General features: G+C 59.4%; 18 protein-coding genes. 10 read left to right on the forward strand and 8 right to left on the reverse strand.

Annotated features, from left to right (window positions below):
• Positions 1-52 precede the first annotated feature (52 nt).
• Positions 53-1,180: a branched-chain amino acid ABC transporter substrate-binding protein gene (locus tag Q9R34_RS09135; protein ID WP_434124799.1), complete on the reverse strand. Its 1,128-nt coding sequence runs from the start codon at positions 1,178-1,180 to the stop codon at positions 53-55.
• Positions 1,181-1,580: 400 nt separating this feature from the next.
• Here Q9R34_RS09135 and panM point away from each other — a divergent pair, with 400 nt between their 5' ends.
• On the forward strand, positions 1,581-1,967 hold the full coding sequence (panM, locus tag Q9R34_RS09140) for an aspartate 1-decarboxylase autocleavage activator PanM (RefSeq protein WP_485893182.1): 387 nt from the start codon (positions 1,581-1,583) through the stop codon (positions 1,965-1,967).
• A gap of 46 nt (positions 1,968-2,013) precedes the next feature.
• On the opposite strand, the gene rpoH is transcribed toward panM, so the two are convergent.
• The 4 genes from rpoH to ftsY all read right to left on the reverse strand — a co-directional run bounded on the left by rpoH (position 2,014) and on the right by ftsY (position 6,234).
• Positions 2,014-2,871 carry an RNA polymerase sigma factor RpoH gene (gene rpoH / locus Q9R34_RS09145; protein ID WP_485893183.1) on the reverse strand — a complete coding sequence of 286 codons (858 nt, stop codon included), beginning with the start codon at positions 2,869-2,871 and terminating at the stop codon, positions 2,014-2,016.
• A gap of 243 nt (positions 2,872-3,114) precedes the next feature.
• Positions 3,115-4,098, reverse strand: coding sequence for a permease-like cell division protein FtsX (gene ftsX, locus Q9R34_RS09150; protein ID WP_485893184.1), 984 nt, complete (start codon positions 4,096-4,098; stop codon positions 3,115-3,117).
• A complete protein-coding gene (gene ftsE / locus Q9R34_RS09155) occupies positions 4,088-4,756 on the reverse strand; it encodes a cell division ATP-binding protein FtsE (RefSeq protein ID WP_123800667.1) in 669 nt (222 codons plus the stop codon). Before ftsE ends, ftsX begins: the two co-directional genes overlap by 11 nt.
• A 5-nt stretch (positions 4,757-4,761) precedes the next feature.
• Positions 4,762-6,234 carry a signal recognition particle-docking protein FtsY gene (gene ftsY, locus Q9R34_RS09160; RefSeq protein WP_434124796.1) on the reverse strand — a complete coding sequence of 491 codons (1,473 nt, stop codon included), beginning with the start codon at positions 6,232-6,234 and terminating at the stop codon, positions 4,762-4,764.
• A gap of 235 nt (positions 6,235-6,469) precedes the next feature.
• Here ftsY and rsmD point away from each other — a divergent pair, with 235 nt between their 5' ends.
• Positions 6,470-7,069, forward strand: coding sequence for a 16S rRNA (guanine(966)-N(2))-methyltransferase (rsmD, locus tag Q9R34_RS09165; RefSeq protein WP_485893185.1), 600 nt, complete (start codon positions 6,470-6,472; stop codon positions 7,067-7,069).
• A complete protein-coding gene (locus Q9R34_RS09170) occupies positions 7,059-7,331 on the forward strand; it encodes a DUF1145 family protein (protein WP_033753227.1) in 273 nt (90 codons plus the stop codon). Before rsmD ends, Q9R34_RS09170 begins: the two co-directional genes overlap by 11 nt.
• Before the next feature lie 246 nt (positions 7,332-7,577).
• On the opposite strand, the gene Q9R34_RS09175 is transcribed toward Q9R34_RS09170, so the two are convergent.
• Positions 7,578-7,934: a DUF2500 domain-containing protein gene (locus Q9R34_RS09175; protein WP_216492955.1), complete on the reverse strand. Its 357-nt coding sequence runs from the start codon at positions 7,932-7,934 to the stop codon at positions 7,578-7,580.
• A gap of 158 nt (positions 7,935-8,092) precedes the next feature.
• Between Q9R34_RS09175 and Q9R34_RS09180 the strand changes: the two genes are divergently transcribed.
• Positions 8,093-8,722, forward strand: coding sequence for a lysoplasmalogenase (locus Q9R34_RS09180; protein WP_485893186.1), 630 nt, complete (start codon positions 8,093-8,095; stop codon positions 8,720-8,722).
• 86 nt (positions 8,723-8,808) lie between these two features.
• A complete protein-coding gene (locus tag Q9R34_RS09185) occupies positions 8,809-11,106 on the forward strand; it encodes a zinc/cadmium/mercury/lead-transporting ATPase (protein WP_485893187.1) in 2,298 nt (765 codons plus the stop codon).
• A gap of 12 nt (positions 11,107-11,118) precedes the next feature.
• Here Q9R34_RS09185 and tusA read toward each other — a convergent pair whose 3' ends face one another.
• Positions 11,119-11,370 (reverse strand): sulfurtransferase TusA, encoded by a 252-nt coding sequence (gene tusA / locus Q9R34_RS09190; RefSeq protein ID WP_033753239.1) that lies wholly within the window; start codon positions 11,368-11,370, stop codon positions 11,119-11,121.
• Between the two features lie 203 nt (positions 11,371-11,573).
• Here tusA and Q9R34_RS09195 point away from each other — a divergent pair, with 203 nt between their 5' ends.
• Both Q9R34_RS09195 and Q9R34_RS09200 read left to right on the forward strand, forming a co-directional pair.
• A complete protein-coding gene (locus tag Q9R34_RS09195) occupies positions 11,574-12,239 on the forward strand; it encodes a 7-cyano-7-deazaguanine/7-aminomethyl-7-deazaguanine transporter (protein WP_485893188.1) in 666 nt (221 codons plus the stop codon).
• 117 nt (positions 12,240-12,356) lie between these two features.
• Positions 12,357-12,911: a DcrB family lipoprotein gene (locus tag Q9R34_RS09200; RefSeq protein WP_485893189.1), complete on the forward strand. Its 555-nt coding sequence runs from the start codon at positions 12,357-12,359 to the stop codon at positions 12,909-12,911.
• A 204-nt stretch (positions 12,912-13,115) separates the two neighbouring features.
• Here Q9R34_RS09200 and Q9R34_RS09205 read toward each other — a convergent pair whose 3' ends face one another.
• A complete protein-coding gene (locus Q9R34_RS09205) occupies positions 13,116-15,029 on the reverse strand; it encodes a bifunctional 5-dehydro-2-deoxygluconokinase/5-dehydro-2-deoxyphosphogluconate aldolase (protein ID WP_485893190.1) in 1,914 nt (637 codons plus the stop codon).
• A 534-nt stretch (positions 15,030-15,563) separates the two neighbouring features.
• Here Q9R34_RS09205 and iolD point away from each other — a divergent pair.
• Genes iolD through iolE form a run of 3 tightly spaced genes read left to right on the forward strand, consistent with a single transcriptional unit; the run spans position 15,564 to position 19,533 of the window.
• Positions 15,564-17,504, forward strand: a complete 1,941-nt coding sequence (iolD, locus tag Q9R34_RS09210) for a 3D-(3,5/4)-trihydroxycyclohexane-1,2-dione acylhydrolase (decyclizing) (RefSeq protein ID WP_485893191.1) — start codon at positions 15,564-15,566, stop codon at positions 17,502-17,504.
• A gap of 58 nt (positions 17,505-17,562) precedes the next feature.
• Positions 17,563-18,579: a bifunctional inositol 2-dehydrogenase/D-chiro-inositol 1-dehydrogenase gene (gene iolG / locus Q9R34_RS09215; RefSeq protein WP_485893192.1), complete on the forward strand. Its 1,017-nt coding sequence runs from the start codon at positions 17,563-17,565 to the stop codon at positions 18,577-18,579.
• A gap of 57 nt (positions 18,580-18,636) precedes the next feature.
• The gene (iolE, locus tag Q9R34_RS09220) at positions 18,637-19,533 is read left to right on the forward strand and encodes a myo-inosose-2 dehydratase (RefSeq protein WP_434124788.1); all 897 of its coding nucleotides are present in this window, start codon (positions 18,637-18,639) and stop codon (positions 19,531-19,533) included.
• Positions 19,534-19,541 lie beyond the last annotated feature (8 nt).

The following is a 19,541-nucleotide window of genomic DNA, read 5'->3' on the forward strand; positions in this document are numbered from 1 at the left end:
AACGGGAAAATCCCCTGCCGACGCGGCAAGGGATTGGTCTGTCGATGAAACATTACTTAACTGCGGTTGAGGAACCGTCTTTGTGCCATTTGAATACGCCGAACTCGAAGCCTTTCAGATCGCCTTTCTGATCCCAGCTCAGGTTGCCCATCACTGTCGGCACCGGCTCGCCGCCCTTCAGGTTTTTCGCAATCTCTTCCGGCTCGTCGCTCTTGCTGCGCTCAATGCCAGCCGCCAGCGACTGGATCGCCGCATAGGTAGTCCAGACGAACGGACCGGTCGGATCCTTGCGGTTCTGCGCGCTGTTGGTCTTGATAGCATCGACAATCGCCTTGTTCTCCGGCAGCTGGTCATAGCGCTTCGGCAGCGTTACATAGATGCCTTCCGAGGCGTCGCCCGCGATATTGGAGAGCGAGGCGTTGCCCACGCCTTCCGGTCCCATAAAGCCGGCGTTCAGGCCAGCCGCTTTCGCCTGGCGCAGAATCTGGCCCATTTCCGGGTAGTAACCGCCGTAGTAAACGAAGTCGACGTTCTCTTTCTTCAGGCGCGCGATCAGCGTAGAGAAGTCTTTATCACCCGCGGTAATGCCTTCAAACAGCACCACGTTGCCGCCTTTCGCCTTCAGGGTTTTCTGAACCGATTCCGCCAGGCCCTGGCCGTACTGCTGCTTGTCATGCACCACGGCGATACGTTTAGGCTTGATTTGGTCGAGAATATAGTTTGCCGCGGTCGGCCCCTGATCGGAGTCCAGGCCGGTGGTGCGCATAATGGTTTCGTAACCGCGGGCGGTCAGCTCCGGCGCGGTAGCGGCCGGGGTAATCATCAGCACGCCTTCGTCGTTATAGATGTCGGACGCAGGCTGAGTAGAAGAGGAGCAAAGATGGCCGATAACGTACTTAATGCCGTCGTTGACGACCTTGTTCGCCACCGCCACCGCCTGTTTCGGGTCGCAGGCGTCGTCATACTCCACGCCCACCAGCTTATTGCCGTTTACGCCGCCTTTGGCGTTGATATCCTTAATCGCCTGCGCGGCGCCGGTGAACTGCATATCGCCATACTGCGCGACCGGGCCGGTTACGGCACCGACGATAGCGATTTTGATGTCGTCAGCCAGAGCGGCGTGGCTCATCGCCAGCGCAACGCAACCCGCCAGTAATGCGCGGCCTTTACTCATTTTCATGCGGACTTCCCCATCTTGTTGTGTCTGTGATTTGTGGTTTGCTTTTGCTACCGGATAAAGCTGAAAAATGATGTTTATGAATGATTTAGCGAACTTTTCCGGTATTTTTTGGTAATAAGGCTTTATTTTTCAGGTTATTAAACAGGAAGTTTCTTCTGTAAATCAACTGACACATTGGGAAATAGCCAGCCGAAACAGCATAATCATCTGGTTGTTATGCAGGCTCATCCGCTATTTCTCCAGCGCGTTATGCTGGCTTTTACGCCGCTTATTGTTCTTTATCTCCTCTATCCTGGCATCCAGACCATCTTTTGACCTGTTTTCAACTTAAAAAAGTGACGGCGCTCTGACTGTCTAAATTCGCTACACTATGCCCTTTCGACTAGTACAGGTGTTTGTTATGAAACTCACTATTCTGCGCCTGACCACGCTGAGCGCGCAGGACCGCATCGACCTTGCGAAAATCTGGCCAGATGAGGAGATCGCTGCGCTGGAGGGCAGCCTGAACGAAAATGTTCGCCTTTATGCCGCCCGTTTTAATGCGCGGCTGCTGGGTGCCTTAAAGCTGACGCTCGTGGGAACCCAGGGGACTATTTCACAGCTGGAGGTGCGCGAGGTGACGCGCCGTCGCGGCGTAGGGCGTTATCTGTTGGAAGAGACGCTTGCACAAAATGGCTCGGTCTCAAGCTGGTGGGTGGCGGACAAAGGCAGCGCGAATCAGGGCGAGCGCGCGGCGTTTATGCAGGCCTGCGGTTTTCGCGCGCAGGCGGATGGCTGGGTGAAATAGCGGGCAAAAAAAAGGGCGACTCGCGTCGCCCGTTTTTGCCGTTCCGTTATGCCTCAATTGCCATGCGGAGTTTTTTCATGGCATTTTTTTCCAGCTGCCGTACGCGTTCGGCCGAAACGCCGTAGCGATCTGCCAGTTCCTGCAGCGTGGTTTTGTTATCTTCATCCAGCCAGCGGGCGCGGATGATATGTTGGCTACGCTCGTCGAGGCCCTGCATCGCATCGCTCAGCTTGTCTGCCGCGTGCGATTCCCAGTTATCCTCTTCGATGCCGTCGGCGAAGTCTGAGGTTTTATCCTGCAGATAGAGCACCGGCGCCATCGCTTTGCCTTCGCCGCTCTCGTCGTCGGCGGATATATCGAAGGTCATATCCTGCGCAGCCATACGCGATTCCATTTCACGCACGTCTTTGCTGCTTACGCCCAGTTCACGCGCCACCATCTCGACTTCATCCTGATTGAACCAGCCCAGACGCTGCTTGGTTTTACGCAGGTTAAAGAACAGCTTGCGCTGCGCTTTCGTGGTAGCGACCTTCACGATACGCCAGTTGCGCAGCACGTATTCGTGAATCTCGGCTTTAATCCAGTGCACGGCGAAAGAGACCAGACGCACGCCCACTTCAGGATTAAAGCGACGCACCGCCTTCATCAGGCCGATGTTCCCTTCCTGAATCAGGTCCGCCTGAGGCAGGCCGTAACCGGAGTAATTACGAGCGATATGAACTACAAAGCGCAGGTGAGACAGGATCAGCGTTTTAGCCGCATCCAGATCGCCCTGGTAATGCAGCCGTTCAGCCAGCGCTTTTTCCTCTTCTGCCGACAGCATCGGCCAGACGTTGGCGGCCCGAACATAAGATTCCAGGTTGCCAAGAGGAGCAATAGCTAAAGTTTGCATTTCTTTGGTCATTCAAACCCTCACAATGGTTATTAAGTTGCTGCGTCTTCCCTTTGAGCAGACGTTACCTTAAGTCAACGCCGGGGAAAATCCGAAAGCAATGTGTGCTACTTAGAGTAGCCAAGTTATCCACAAGTTCAATTATAGCAGTGAATATTTTACACACAGATGACGAGGCGGGAAGAGAGGGAGGTTCCTCTGCGCCCGGATCGTCGGCAGCAGAGGAACATTATACCAAAAAAACGTTGCAGGCGGTTACTGGGGCGTAAAACGACGTAAATGTTGCACCGTCGCCAGCCAGGCGGCGATCCAGCCGATGATCGCGGCGATCAGCAGTAGCAGCACCCCTTCGTCCCACGAGAAGCCTTCCAGTGAGAAGGTGGTGCCAAACACCTGCGCTACCTGCGCCACCACCGACTGCAGACGCAGCACCAGCACCTCAGAGAGGATCAGCGACAGCACCGCCCCGCTTAAGCCAAGCAGCGCGCCGCCGTAGAGGAACGGGCGCAGAATAAAGCCGTCGGTGGCACCAATCAGCTTCTGTACGTTAATGGTATCGCGCCGCGCGAAGATGCTAAGCCGCACGCTGTTGCCGATCACCAGGAACACCGCGACAATCATCAAAATGCCGATCATCGACGCGACCTGGCCCACCAGCCCGGTCAGCGCCGCCAGTCGGGCAAACCAGCTGTCGTCCATGCGTACTTCGTCGACGCCCTGCACTTTCGCGACGCTGTCGCGCAGGTTCTGCATGGTGTCGGCATTCTGGAAGTTAAGCTTCGGCGTAATAATCGCCACCGCCGGCAGCGGATTCTGCTCCAGCATATCCATCGCGCCACCAAAGCCCGACCAGTTGCGGAACTCGTTCAGCGCCTCTTCTCGCGTCAGGTAGTTGACGTTATCCACGCCGTCGACCTGCTTGAGCTGCGCCACCACGTTTTCCGCGGCGGTATCGTCCAGCGTTTTCGACAGATAAACCGTCAGCTGCGGCGCGGGATACCACTGCGTCGCCGCCTGGCTGACGTTTTTCCACACCATATAGCAGACGCTGGGCAGCGTCAGCGAGATGGCGATCACCATCACCGTCAGCAGCGTCGCCAGCGGCTGGCGATACATATCTGACAGAGTGCCGCGCCACGCGTAGCGCCACTGTTCCTGCCAGCCGCCCTTCAGCGCTTTGCTTTTAGACGGCGCTTTCGCTTTAGGCGCAGCGGGGCGCTTGTTGCGTTTATTGACCATCGTGGCCTCCATGCAGGCGTCCCTGATTGAGCGTCATGACGCGATAGCGTCGCCGCGCGATCAGCCCGCTGTCGTGCGTCGCCATCAGTACGGTGACGCCTACGCGGTTAAACTCTTCGAACAGACGCAGGATATCTTCCGACAGCGCGTCGTCCAGGTTGCCGGTCGGTTCGTCCGCCAGCAGCACGGCGGGCTTGTTCACCACGGCGCGCGCAATGCCGACACGCTGCTGTTCGCCGCCGGAGAGCTGAATCGGAAAGCTTTTCGCTTTATCAAGCAGGCCAACTTTATCCAGCGCCGCTGAGACGCGGCGGCGAATATCTTCGCCGCTGGCGCCGGAAATAATCAGCGGGATGGCGACATTGTCGTAAACCGAACGATCCATCAGCAGGTGGTGATCCTGAAAGATCATGCCGATCTGGCGACGGAGGAACGGCACCTCGCTGTGGCGCAGCCGTGAAATATCGTGACCGCTGAACCAGATTTGGCCCGCGCTCGGCCGCTCGATGCCACAAATCAGCTTCAGCAGGGTACTCTTACCGGCGCCGGAATGGCCGGTCAGGAACGCCATTTCGCCCGGCCGCAGATGAAAATCGACCCCCTGCAGCGCCTGACGCCCGCCGAGATATGCCTTACTGACCTCTTCAAAGCGAATCATCCCAATTAGTCCTCTCGGGCAAACAGTGCCTCAATAAAATCTTCGGCCTTGAAGGGCCGTAAATCTTCTATGCCTTCCCCGACGCCGATATAGCGAATCGGGATGCCGAACTGATCGGCCACCGAGAAGATCACGCCGCCTTTCGCCGTACCGTCCAGCTTGGTCAGGGTAATACCGCTCAGGCCGACCGCTTCATGGAAGAGTTTCGCCTGGCTGATGGCGTTCTGGCCGGTGCTGGCGTCGAGGGTCAGCATCACTTCGTGCGGCGCCTCCTCGTCCAGTTTTTTCATCACGCGGGTGATTTTCTTCAGCTCTTCCATCAGGTGCGATTTGTTCTGCAGACGACCAGCGGTATCGGCGATCAGTACGTCAACGCCGCGCGCTTTCGCCGCCTGAATGGCGTCGAAGATCACCGAGGCGGAATCCGCGCCGGTATGCTGCGCCACCACCGGAATATGATTGCGTTCGCCCCACACCTGCAGCTGCTCCACGGCCGCCGCGCGGAAAGTATCGCCCGCCGCCAGCATGACCGATTTGCCCTGCGCCTGATACTGGCGCGCCAGCTTGCCGATGGTTGTGGTTTTGCCGACGCCGTTGACGCCGACCATCAGGATCACAAACGGCCCTTTGCCGCTGACGTCGAGCGGCGCGTCTACTTTCGCCAGAATGCCCGCCATTTCCGCTTTCAGCAGGCCGTAGAGCGCTTCCGCGTCGCGCAGCTGTTTGCGGTTCGCCTGCTGCGTCAGGTTAGTGATAATGCGGCGCGTGGTCTCGACGCCGACGTCGGCGATCAGCAGCTGCTCTTCCAGCTCTTCAAACAGCTCATCGTCGATTTTTTTGCCGCGGAACAGGCTGATAAAGCCGGAGCCGAGGTTCTGGCGCGTTTTGACCAGGCTGCGCTTCAGACGCGCGAAGAATCCCTCTTTGGTGGGACGTTCCTGCTCCTGGGAGAGAATTGGCGCAGCGGCGAGCGGCAGATCGCTGACGGTGTCCTGCACCGCTTCGTCGGCAACCGTTGCCTCAGCCTCTTCTTCGGCGATGATCTCTTCCGCCACGTCATCCTGCGGCGCTTCTGCCAGCGCCAGCGCCGCCAGCGCTTCATCATCCAGCGGCTGCTCTTCTTCTGGCAGCGTTTCCGGCAAGAGCTCGTCTGCGACAGGCGTTGGCGCCAGCTCCGGCTCCTCTTCGGGAACGATCTCCTCCAGCGGCGCGATAATTTCCGCGTCCTGTGCTTTCTGGACGACCGCTTCCGCTTCTGGCTCTGGGGCAACGCGCTCTTCCTCGGCCTGCGCAGGTGCTTCGCGCTGCGCCTCGGCGACCTGTTCGGTCAGCTCGACGGTATGCGCCGCCTCGGTTTCCGCCTGCGCCAGCGCAGGCTCATCAGGCTGCTGCTCAGACGCTTCAGCAGGCTGTTGTGTCTCTTCTTCTTTGCCAAATCCCAGCCAGGAAAAAAAGCCACGTTTTTTCTCTTTTGCCATTGTGTGACGACACTCCTCGATGGCTTAATCCCGGTCGCTCGCTGTTCCCAGGGGATAAAAATTAGCTCTGGTTTTTACCGCCGAAAGGGCGAAAAACAGCAGAATTATGTATGACTTCAGCAACTCACTAGTCTAACACTTTCCAGCCAGCGCACCACAGCACCCTTTTTTACCGTTTCTTCTCACTCGTTCGCCCGTTAAACTACGCAACAAATTATGACGAGTTGTGAGCAAGATGAGTAAAACCCCTCGTAGCACAGGCGCTGCCGGACAAATCCGCATCAACGGCGGTCAGTGGCGCGGACGCAAACTGCCGGTGCCCGACAGCGCCGGACTGCGCCCCACCACCGATCGCGTTCGTGAAACCCTGTTTAACTGGCTGGCGCCGGTGCTGCAGCAGGCGCGCTGCCTTGACTGTTTTGCCGGTAGCGGCGCGCTCGGCCTGGAGGCGCTGTCGCGCTTTGCGGGTTCGGTGACGCTGCTGGAGCTGGAACGTCCGGTGGCGCAGCAGCTGGAGAAAAATGTAAACACCCTGCGCGCCAGCGACGCGCAGGTGATCAACGTCAATACCCTCAACTGGCTGGCCGCCTCCGGCGAGCCATACGACGTGGTATTCGTCGATCCGCCGTTCCGTAAAGGGCTGCTGGAGCAGACGCTGCAGCTGCTGGAACAGAATGGCTGGCTGGCGGACGAGGCGATGATTTATGTTGAGAGCGAAGTCGAGCACGGCGCGCCGCCGGTGCCCGCTAGCTGGGCACTGCATCGCGAGAAGATCGCCGGACAAGTGGCGTATCGTTTATATCACCGACAACAAGAGACATCCGATGTTGCTTAATTTAGGCCGCCTGTTAATGCTGTGCGTCTGGGCTTTTTTACTTTTTAACCTGGTCGATCCCTACCCTAAACCGCTGCGCTATTTTATCCACGTCGCGCTGTTCTTTATGATCCTGATGCACGGGCTGCAGCTGACGCTGCTGCGCGCCACCCAGCCGAAGGATGCGCCGCCAATTGATCGCTGGACGCAAACCAAAATCTTTCTGTTCGGCGTGTTTGAACTGCTGGCGTGGCAGAAGGCCAATTTTCCGAAGAAGAAGTGAAACAGCGGACTGAACAGCTTACAACGTCTGCAAGCGGGTGAGACGAACCGAAGAGCAAAGCGTCCCGCGACAGGGACAAAAGCGCCGGGAGCGCTTTTGAACAACGTGTAACGTTGGCCCGGTGACGGGCGCGCCTCAGGGATGAGGTGCGTACTCGCGCGGGCCGAGCTGGCAAGGATGCCGCTTTTGCGTCTTTGCGATCGATTCGTCTTACCCGCGCTGGGCACTTTATCAAAATTCGCAGTTTTACTGCGCCGGCGTAAAGCTGACGAAACGCGATCCCTGCATCTTCAGCTCGCCCTTCGCGCCGGTATCCATCTGGTTGTAGTCGCGCTCGCCCACAATCGCCTTAATATCGCTGGCGCCGTTCAGGGGATGGAACCAGGCTTCGTAGCGCATCTCTTCCCCTGCAATCACTTCGCGCTGGCGCGAGCGCCGGTTGGGCGACGGGTACTCCCGCTTGGTCTTGACCTTCACCATTAGCGTGCGCACCGGCGAGGCGTCGTTCACCGCCGCCTCGCGCCGCTGCTTGATAAACTGGCGCGTCGCCAGCACGGCGATAACGGCCAGTACGATAAAAAAGAGTAGCGGTGGTTTGCTCATGGTTTTTTCTCGTCTCGTTAAGCTCTGGAAAGCAGTGCGGGTGAAGCATACAACCAGAGTTGCCTGATTGTCACATTGCGAGGCCGTAACCTAAACTGAGATCGACTTATTGGGAATTTTCACCATCTGATGGACAGGTTGTCCTTAAGGGAGCAGCAATGCTTTGGTCATTTCTTGCCGTACTCTTCTCCGGTTGGCTCTATGTTGACGCATCCTATCGCGGCCCGCAGTGGCAGCGCTGGCTCTTCAAACCTATTACGCTGTTGCTGATGGTGGGCTGGGCCTGGCAGGCGCCGGTGCTGAAACCGACCGATTACCTGATTATCGCCGGACTGCTCGCGACGCTGGTCGGCGACGCGCTGCTGCTGCTGCCGCGCCAGCAGATGCTCTACGCGCTGGGGGCCTTCTTCCTCTCTCACCTGCTGTACACCATCAGCTTCGCCGCCGGCATGACGATGACCTTTTACTGGCCGATTCCGCTGACGCTGCTGATTATTGGCGCCATCACTATCGCGACCATCTGGAACCGCCTGGAGACGCTGCGCTGGCCGATCTGCACGCTGATCGGCATGACGCTGGTCATGACCTGGATGGCCGCCGAGCAGTATCTCTTCCGTCCCACCGACGACAGCTTCACGCTGGTAGTAGGCGCAAGCCTGCTGCTGCTGGCCAATATCGTCTGGTTCGTCAGCCACTATCGCCGCCGTTTTCGCGCCGACAGCGCTATCGTCGCCGCCTGTTACTTTGCCGGGCACTTTATGATTGTCCGCTCGCTGTGGCTTATCTGATGTAAAACCGGCCTTGACTCTGGAGTCGACTCCAGAGTGTAGGATGCAGTAGCGGGCGGGATCGCCCGTCCGCTACTGGAGGTTTTATGCAGCAACATCATCACGAACACGCCTGCGGCTGCGGCCGCTCTTGCCACACGCATTCCGCCACTAAACCGCTGTGCGCCCTGCCTGGCGCGGCGTCTGCACGCCTGAACATCCGCGCCGCTTCACCTGTTCAGCCAGCCTGCGGGGGCGGTTGCTGCGAGGCGGACGGCAGCCCTGGCGAGGAGAGACATGCCGGCGACAGCGACGAAGAGAGCGACAGGCAAGGCGGCTGGCGCTTTAGCTGGCGCGTCAGCGGCATGGACTGCCCCAGCTGCGCCCGTACCATTGAAACTGCCGTTGCCCAGCTGCCGCAGGTGCGGCAAACGCGCGTTGTATTCGCCAGTGAAAAGCTGCTGGTTGAGGCCAGTGCCGATGTCTCCGCCGCCGTAGAACAGACCGTTAAGCGCGCCGGATTTACCCTGGCCAGCGAGGCAACCGCTCCACCCGCCGCCTCCCGCTGGCGCGATAACCGCGCCATCATCGTGCTCGCTCTCCTGATGCTCGCCAGCTTTACGCTAAGCCAGTTTGCGCCGCGCTGGGGTGACGGGCTGTTTATCCTTACGACGCTGACTGGCCTGTGGCCGGTGGCGCGCAGCGCATGGCGACGCGCCCGCATTGGCTCGCCCTTTACTATCGAAACGCTAATGAGCGTGGCTGCCGCCGGGGCGTTGCTGATCGGTGCCCATGCCGAAGCGGCGATGGTGCTGCTGCTGTTCCTGCTGGGCGAACGCCTGGAAGCTTTTGCCGCCGCGCGCGCGCGCAGCGGCGTGACGCAGCTGATGGCGCTACGCCCGGAAAACGCCACGCGCCTTAACGGCGACAGGCGGGAGAGCGTGGCGCTGGCGGCGCTGCGCCCTGGCGACGTTATCGAAGTGGCGGCAGGCGGACGCCTGCCGGTAGACGGCCGCCTGCTGAGCGACGAGGCGAACCTGGATGAAAGCGCACTCACCGGCGAATCGCTGCCGGTCACGCGTGAAAAAGGGGATGCGCTGCTGGCGGGCGCCACCAGCGTCGATCGCCTGATTCAGCTAGAGGTAACCTCTGAACCGGGTGCCAGCGCCATCGACCGTATTCTGACCCTGATTGAAGAGGCGGAGAGCCACCGCGCGCCGGTCGAGCGCTTTATCGATCGCTTCAGCCGTCTCTATACCCCGCTGATTATGCTGCTGGCCGCGCTGGTGATGGTGGTGCCGCCGCTGCTCGGCTTTGGCGGCTGGCTGCCGTGGATCTACAAAGGTCTGACGCTGCTGCTGATCGGCTGTCCCTGCGCGCTGGTGATCGCGACGCCCGCTGCGATAACCTCCGGCCTCGCCGCCGCCGCGCGTCAGGGGGCACTGATTAAGGGCGGCGCGGCGCTGGAGCGCCTCAGCCAGATACGCGCCATCGCCTTCGACAAAACCGGCACCCTGACGCAGGGCAAACCGCAGGTTACCGGCGTACTCCGCTTCACCTCCGCCTCGCAGGATGAGCTGCTGGCGCTAGCGGCCGCGGTGGAACAGGGCTCGACGCATCCGCTGGCCGCGGCGATTGTCGCGGCCGCCAGCGAGCGACAGCTGACCCTGCCCTCGGCCAGCCAGCAGATGACGCTGGCTGGCAGCGGCATCGCCGCGCAGGTCGAGGGCGCGCAGATCGCGCTGCTGTCCCCCGGCCGCGTCGACGCCTTGAGCGCCGCGCAGCGCACGCAGATCCTGCAGCAGGAAGAACAGGGGCAAACGCTGGTGGCGATCCTGCGCGACGGCGAACCGCTGGGCGCGCTGGCGCTGCGCGACAACCTGCGCGCCGACGCACGCGACGCCCTGGCTGAGCTGAAAAGAATGGGCATTGAGAGCCTGATGCTCACCGGCGACAACCCGCGTGCGGCAGCGGCGATCGCTGGCGAACTCGGCATCGACTTTCGCGCTGGCCTGCTGCCTGGCGACAAGGTCGACGCCATTCGCGCGCTGAGTCAGCAGCGCCCGCTGGCAATGGTCGGCGACGGCATAAACGATGCGCCCGCGATGAAGGCGGCCACAATCGGCATCGCCATGGGAAGCGGCAGCGATATTGCGCTGGAGACCGCCGACGCCGCGCTGACGCGCGATGCGTTGCCGCTGCTGCCGTCACTGGTGGCGCTTGCGCAGCGCACGCGTGCCACGCTGCGGCAAAATATCGCCATTGCGCTGGGGCTGAAGGCGCTGTTTCTGGTCACTACGCTGCTGGGCCTGACCGGTCTCTGGCTGGCGGTGGTCGCCGACTCCGGTGCAACGGCGCTGGTGACCGCTAACGCGCTGCGGCTGCTGCGCGCGCGTCGCAGGTAGCGGGCGCGACGATCAGGCGCCGAGGCCCTTCTGGATCAGGTAGTGATAAGGCAGGGTGTCGGTCTGCTGCGCCAGCAGGCGATGCTCCATAAAGCGGCAGAAGCCGGGAATGTCGCGCGTGGTGGCCGGATCGTCGGCGATAATCAGCAGCGTTTCTCCATCCTGCATGGTGCGGACCGTTTTGCGCACCATCATTACCGGCTCCGGGCAGCGCAGGCCCAGGGCATCCAGCTGATGATCGGCGTGGGAGAAGTTGTCGCTCATAAATCACTCGGTTCTAAACAGGGGGCGCTCATTTTAACGCGGCGCCCCGCAGACGCAAGACGAGAACGATTGCGTTAAAATTAACCATTGCGTAAATAGCACAACGCGGTAAGATGCCGCGGTTTTTTAACGTTGACACCGTCGCGCGGGCTCAGCTTTGCGCGGCAATGGGTTCCCTCACCCCAATATGAAAAAGGTCCACTATGATCGCATTTTCTCTGCGTCAGCGTCAGCACGCGCTGATCTGGCTCTCTCTGTTTCATCTGCTGGTGATTATCTCCAGCAACTATCTGGTGCAGCTGCCGGTATCCATTTTCGGCTTCCATACCACCTGGGGCGCATTCAGCTTTCCGTTTATTTTTCTGGCGACCGACCTGACCGTGCGCATTTTCGGCGCGCCGCTGGCACGCCGCATTATCCTCGCGGTGATGATCCCGGCGCTGTTTGTCTCCTATCTGGTCTCCAGCCTGTTTTACCAGGGCCAGTGGCAGGGCCTGGCGGCACTGCATAACGTTAACCTGTTCGTGGCGCGCATCGCCTGCGCCAGCTTTATGGCCTATGCGCTGGGTCAGATCCTCGACGTTCACGTCTTTAACCGCCTGCGCCAGCTGCCGCAGTGGTGGGTGGCGCCTGCTGCTGCCATGTTCCTCGGCAATATCAGCGATACGCTCGCCTTCTTCTTTATCGCCTTTTATAAGAGCACGGACCCGTTTATGGCCGCGCACTGGGTTGAGATCGCGCTGGTGGACTACAGCTTTAAAGTGCTGATCTGCCTGGTCTTCTTCCTGCCCGCCTACGGCGTGCTGCTCAATGCGATGCTGAAACGTCTGGCGGAGCGCTCGCAGCGCCCGCAGGTAAATTTCGGCTAACCGGCGATAGAGCCTTTCGCAATGACCCGCTAAGATCTTCTGACAATCGGGCGGTTGCTTTTGCCGCCTGATTCGAGTTGTATGAACGCCTTACTGGAATCAAATAAAGGGATTCAGATGCGAAACTTAGTGAAATATGCGGGTATTGGCTTACTGGTGCTGGGCCTGGCGGCCTGCGATCAGAAGAAAGATGACGCCACCGGCAGCAACGGCACCAGCGCCAGCCAGTCGGCGCAGAACGTCACGCTGATGGATGGCAAGCTGAGCTTCTCGCTGCCGGCAGGCATGTCGGACAAGAGCGGCAAACTGGGCAACCAGACGACCAATATGCACGTTTACGCCGATGAAACCGGCGCGCGCGCCGTGATTGTTATCGCAGGCGAGGCCACCAACGAAGGGCTGGATGTGCTGGCGCAGCGTCTGGAACAGCAGCAGCGCAACCGCGATCCGCAGCTTCAGGTGGTGTCCGACAAAGCGATTACCCTGAAAGATCAGCCTGCACAGCGTCTGGACAGCGTGGTCTCCGCCAATAACCAGACCTCATGGTCCTCAGTGATTCTGGCGAAGGTCGACGGCAAACTGCTGACGCTGCAGATTACGCTGCCAGGTGATAACCAGCAGCAGGCGCAGAGCGATGCGGACAGCATCGTTAAGAGCATCACGCTGAAATAAGCTATTGAAATGAAAACGACGGGCTTGTTCCCGTCGTTGAGGTGAGCTGCATTGTGCTGACGCGTGAGGGATAAACCGATCGCAAAGTCGCTTATGCATCCATGCTCGCTCGGCCCGCGCCTTCCCTGGCGCGGGACGCTTTGCTCTTCGGTTTATGCCTCCCGCTTTTTAAGCTTTAGAGCCGTCTGTATAAAAAGCCCGCGACTAACCGCGCGCAGCGCGCCAGTAGCCGATCAGCCGCAGATAGTTGCCCTTCACCTTCTCCACCAGCGCCGCATCATCCAGCTCGCCCTGCAGCCACTGGCGCGACGGCTGGCCGAAAATAGTGCGCCCGACCGCAAAGCCTTTCACCCAGGGCGCCTGCGCCGCCGCGGCGAAACCCGCCTTCAGCTGCTCTTCTGGTGCATCAAGTCCCAGCAGCAAAATGCCGCGACAGTAGGGATCCTGCTGCTCGATCAGGCCGCTAATCGCCTGCCAGCTCTCCGCCGACAGCGGCGGGAGCTTCCACCAGTCGGGCTTAATGCCCAGCTGATAAAAGTGGCTAAGCATGGTGAGGTAGTGGGCTTCGTCACGATCGGGATTGCTCTCTGGCAGAATCACCTCAAGCAGCAGTTCATGTCCGCTCTTGTTGCAGCCTTTCCAGACGTCCAGCACCAGCTCGTCCTGCTCTTTGCGCATCTCGGCGCTGTCGTGCGGATGGTAGAACACCAGACATTTCACTACGTGCTCGGCGGGCCAGTCGATCAGCTGCGAGCCGATATTGCCATGTTCCAGCCGCAGCGGCCGCGAACTGGGCAGCTCAATGGGACGGCCGATCCACCAGCCTCTGCCGGTAATGGCGTTCAGCGCTTTCTGCCCGTAAGTGGTATCAGCCAGGATGCCGCTCTTGCTCTCCAGGCCCGCCTCAGACGCCGCCTCTTCAGCCGCCTTCAGCAACAGCACCTTCAACGCCGGGATCTTGCTCTCATCGACGCCCGCCTCGTGCGCCATATCGGCCAGCTGTTTGCGATGGTCGAAGGCGAAAACGTTCAGCTCTGGCCACTGCTGCTTGCGCGTGGTCACGCGATGCAGATGGTTAAGACGGGGATCGAGATCGGGGCGTTTCACCTCGCGGTCGCGGTTGAGAAAATCGTCCAGTTCCGCTTTGGTCGGCATCGCCGGCGCGCAGCCGTGACGCGATACCACCAGCGCACCGCAGGCGTTAGCGTAGCGACACGCCTGCTCCCAGCCCTCGTCATTAAGCCAGCCGCGCAGCAGCCCGGACATAAAGGCGTCGCCCGCACCCAGCACGTTGAGAACCTCGACCCGCACGCCGCTGTGCAGGCGCGTCTGCTCCCAGCTGTCGGGGATGTCGCCCTCGAACACCACGCAGCCCAGCGGACCACGCTTGCACACCAGCGTCGCCTGCGTCGCCTGGCGCACGCTTTTTAGCGCCGCCAGCGTATCGGTGCTGCCGCCCGCGATATGGAACTCCTCTTCTGTGCCGACAATCAGGTCGAAATAGTGCAGCACTTCCTGCAGCTGGCGCGTCACCTGCTGCGACTCGATAAAACGCGTTTCGCCGTCGCCGAGCGAGGTAAGCCCCCACAATACCGGGCGATAATCGATATCGAGCGCGGTGCGCAGGCCGTTGCGCTTCGCAATATCGAGCGCTTTCAGCACCGCGGCGCGCGTCTGCGGATGCGACAGATGGGTGCCGGTCACCGCCACCGCGCGCGACGCCTTAATAAACTCTTCGTCGATATCTTCCGGCACCAGCCCCATATCGGCACAGTTATCGCGGTAGAAAATCAGCGGAAAGCTCTCTTCATCTTTGATGCCGAGGATCACCAGCCCCGTCAGGCGCTGCTTATCGGTAATCAGTCCCTCGGTATTACACCCCACGCGATTCAGCTCTTCGCGCAGAAAGCGGCCGTTGTGTTCATCGCCTACGCGCGCCAGCATGGCTGACTTCAGCCCCTGAATCGCGGTGCCATAAGCGACATTGCCGGAGGAGCCGCCGAGATATTTGGCAAAGGAGCTCATATCCTCCAGCCGCGCGCCAATTTGCTGACCATAAAGGTCGACGGCGATGCGTCCAATACAAATCACATCAAGCCGCTTCTGTTGTGTACTCATACCTGTTTTTTCCTTCTGTGATAAGCAGACACGCGGGCCAGAAAGTCGACATCCCGGCGTGCGTCTGGTTTTTGCCCTTGCCAGACTGACGATAAAGCGAGTATGAGGAATAAAAATTCCAAACACAATATGAAATGAAACGTACATCGCGATTTTGTGAACCAGGTAAAACTCTGCATTGGCCGCGCATTATGCACGCCATATTTACGCTGTTTCACCCCGTTTCTGGGCTACACGCCCTGCGGGGCCAGATGAGCCAGGCGGAATGGAAGCCGCTGAAATAGAATGAAATTATCCATATCATCCGCTTTTCTCACTTCATGTTTCACTCAGCCTCTCGTTGTTCGCGCTGAGGAGCGCATTTCACGGTTAAATTTGATCTCAATCGCAAAATGAAATGTTTCTTCTGTAATCGTATTTTATGAAAAATATATTTGTTTATAATCGCTTCACGTTTCAGTTACCTGCGGTCGCTTTTGCGATACGCCACGTCGCTGACCTGCTACCAGGTTGCAGCATGTAGAGGAAAAGCATATGGCCACCATCAGAATGACCACCGCACAGGCGCTGGTTAAGTTTCTTGATAATCAATACATTAATGTCGATGGCGTGGAAACGAAGTTCGTAAAAGGCCTCTTCGCTATCTTTGGTCACGGCAACGTGCTGGGACTGGGTCAGGCGCTGGAGCAGGATAGCGGCGATCTGACCGTTTATCAGGGCCGTAACGAACAGGGTATGGCGCATGCCGCAATGGGCTTCGCTAAACAATCTCTGCGCCGCCAAATTATCGCCTGTAGTTCGTCGGTCGGACCGGGTGCCGCCAATATGATCACCGCGGCGGCCACCGCCACCGCTAATCGCATTCCTCTACTGCTGCTGCCTGGCGATGTCTTCGCGACGCGTCAGCCCGATCCGGTGCTGCAACAGATTGAGCAGAGCCACGATCTCAGCATCAGCACCAACGACGCCTTCCGCGCCGTTAGCAAATACTGGGATCGCGTCAGCCGTCCTGAGCAGCTGATGACCGCCTGCATTAACGCGCTGCGCGTGCTGACCGATCCCGCTGAAACCGGCGCGGTGACCCTCGCGCTGCCGCAGGATGTGCAGAGCGAAGCCTGGGACTTCCCGGACTACTTCTTCCAGAAACGCGTACACCGTCTCGATCGTCGCCTGCCGACCGCCGCGCAGCTAAACGACGCGCTGGCGCTGATTAGCCGCAAGCGTAAGCCGATGATCGTACTGGGCGGCGGCGTGAAATATTCCGAAGCGGGCGAGGCGCTGCGCCAGTTTGCCGAACGCTATCAAATTCCCTTCGCCGAAACTCAGGCGGGCAAAGGCACCATCGTCTCTGACCATCCGCTCAACGTTGGCGGCGTGGGCGAAACCGGCTGCCTGGCTGCCAACCTGTTGGCGAAAGAGGCGGATCTGGTGATTGGCGTCGGCACGCGCTACACCGACTTTACCACCGCATCAAAATGGATCTTCCAGCATCCGGAGGTCAGCTTCCTTAACGTTAACGTCAGCAACTTCGACAGCTACAAGCTCGACGGCGTGCAGTTGCTGGCAGACGCGCGCGAGGCGCTTGTCGCGCTGGAGGCGGGGCTGGCGGATAAAAACTACAGCAACGACTGGGACGATCAGATCGCGCAGGCGCAGAGCAAACTGCTGAAAGAGACGCAGCGCGTCTATCAGGTGGAATACAGCGGCGACGGCTTTATCCCGGAAATCGCTGACCATATCGATCGCGACGCGGTGTTCGCCGAATTCAATCGCCTGACCCAGTCGGTGCTTACCCAGAGCCGCGTGCTCGGCACGCTAAACGAGCAGCTCCCAAAGGATGCAGTGATTGTCGCGGCAGCGGGCAGTCTGCCGGGCGATCTGCAACGCGTCTGGCGCACCCGCGACTACAACTCGTACCACGTTGAGTATGGCTACTCCTGCATGGGCTATGAGGTCAACGCCGCGCTGGGCGCGAAGCTGGCGCAGCCGAATCGTGAGGTTTACGCGCTGCTGGGCGACGGCTCTTTTATGATGCTGCACTCCGAGCTGGTCACCTCGATTCAGGAGCGCACCAAGATCAACGTGGTGCTGTTCGACAATATGACCAACGGCTGCATCAACAACCTGCAGATGGAACACGGCATGGACAGCTTCAGCACCGAGTTCCGCTTCCGCAACCCGGAAGGCGGCAAGCTGGACGGCGGCTTCGTGCCGGTGGACTTCGCCGCCATCGCGGCGGGCTACGGCTGCAAAACCTGGCGCGTTACCACGCTGGAGCAGTTGCAGGTCGCGCTGGAAGAGGCGCGTCAATCGCCGGTTTCAACGCTTATCGACATCAAGGTGCTGCCGAAAACCATGGTGCACAAATATTTCAGCTGGTGGCACGTCGGCGTAGCGCAGGCTTCCACCTCTGAACGCACGCAGGCGGTGGCGGAGAAGCTTAACGCTCACCTCGACCAGGCGCGCAAATACTAATATTCCGGCCGGAACCGCCGGCCCTTTATTTCTCGCTATGAACCCTACAGGTGTAATTATGACTTTGAAACTTGGCGTTATCGGTGCCGGCGCAATCGGCCAGGAACATATTCGTCGCTGCAATAATGTCCTGCAGGGGGCAAAAGTAGTGGCGGTATCGGATATCAACGTGGATAGCGCGCGCGCCGCGCTGCAGCGCCTCAATATCGAGGCGGAGGTCTACGCCGATGGCCATCAGGTGATTAATTCACCAGAAGTCGACGCGATTCTGGTGACCTCCTGGGATCCGACGCATGAAGAATTTACGCTCGCGGCCATCGCCGCTGGCAAGCCGGTGTTCTGCGAAAAACCGCTGGCGATGAGCGCGGAAGGCTGCCGTCGCGTGGTGGATGCAGAAATCCAGCACGGCAAGCGTCTGGTGCAGGTCGGCTTTATGCGTCCGTACGACGCGGGCTACCGCGCGCTGAAAAAAGTGATCGTCGAGGGCGGCATCGGCGAGCCGCTGATGCTGCACTGCGCGCACCGTAACCCTGCGGTGCCAGAGAGCTACACCACCGATATGGCGATCACCAACACGCTGATTCATGAGCTGGACGTGCTGCGCTGGCTGACCAACGACGACTATAAGAGCGTGCAGGTGGTCTTCCCGCGCGTGACGTCGAAGTCGCATGCGCGCCTGAAAGATCCGCAAATCGTGCTGTTCGAAACGCAAAAAGGGGTGCGTATCGACGTCGAGATCTTCGTTAACTGCGCCTATGGCTACGATATCCAGTGCGAAGTGGTCGGCGAAACCGGCATCGCGAAGCTGCCGGAGCCCGCCTCGGTGCAACTGCGCAGCGAAGCCAAACTCTCCACCACCATTCTGACTGACTGGAAAGATCGTTTTATTGAGGCGTATGACGTTGAGCTGCAGGCCTTTATCAACGACGTGAAGGCGGGCGACCTGACTGGCCCATCCGCCTGGGACGGCTTCGCCGCCTCGGTAGCCGCCGACGCCTGCCTGAAAGCGCAGCAGAGCGGCGCCATTGAGCCGGTAGAAATGCCGCCGCGTCCCGCCTTCTACGACAAGAAATAAGCGTTTCCCTCTCCTTGCGGGCGGCTGTGGCCGCCCTGACCCGTCAGGATTAAACAGATGAACAAAGAAAATGTAAAACTGGCCATCGCGCCGATCGGCTGGACCAATGACGATATGCCGGAGCTGGGCAAAGAGAACACCTTTCAGCAAACGGTGAGCGAGATGGCACTGGCGGGCTTTACCGGCAGCGAAGTCGGCAGCAAATATCCGCGCGATCCGGCGGTTCTGAAGCCGATGCTCGACATCCGCGGCATTGAGATTTGCAACGCCTGGTTCAGCACCTTTTTCGCTAACGGCGACAAAGCGAAAACCATCGACGAATTCGTCAACCACATGAATTTTCTGCACGCCATGGGCGCACGCGTTATCGGCTGTTCCGAGCAGAGCAAAAGCATCCAGGGCACCACGCTGCCGGTGCTGGAGCAAAAGCCGATCTTCACCGACGAAGAGTGGCGCCTGACGGCCGAAGGCTACAACGAACTGGCGGAGATTGCCGCGGCGAAAGGGATGCGCGTGACGCTGCACCATCACATGGGCACCGGCATTCAGACCGTGGAAGAGATCGACCGCTTTATGGCGCTGACCAATGACAATGTCGGGCTGCTCTACGATACCGGGCATATCTACTACTCCGAAGGCTCGCAGCAGGCGATGCTCGACGTGCTGCAGAAATATCTGCCGCGTATTTTTCACGTTCACCTGAAAGATGTTCGCGACGAGATTGTCGCCGAAGTACGCGACAACCACCTCTGCTTCCTCGACGGCGTGAAGAAAGGCACCTTTACCGTACCGGGCGACGGCGTTATCGACTTTAAGCCGGTGTTTAAGATACTGGAGGATTACGGCTATAAGGGCTGGATGGTGGTCGAAGCCGAACAGGATCCGGCGCTGGCCAATCCCTTTGAATATGCGGTGAAAGCGCGCAAATATATTCGCGAGCACGCCGGGCTGTAACGTCGTTC

The organism is Enterobacter sp. BRE11 (genome assembly GCF_031844285.1).
GTDB lineage: Bacteria > Pseudomonadota > Gammaproteobacteria > Enterobacterales > Enterobacteriaceae > Pantoea.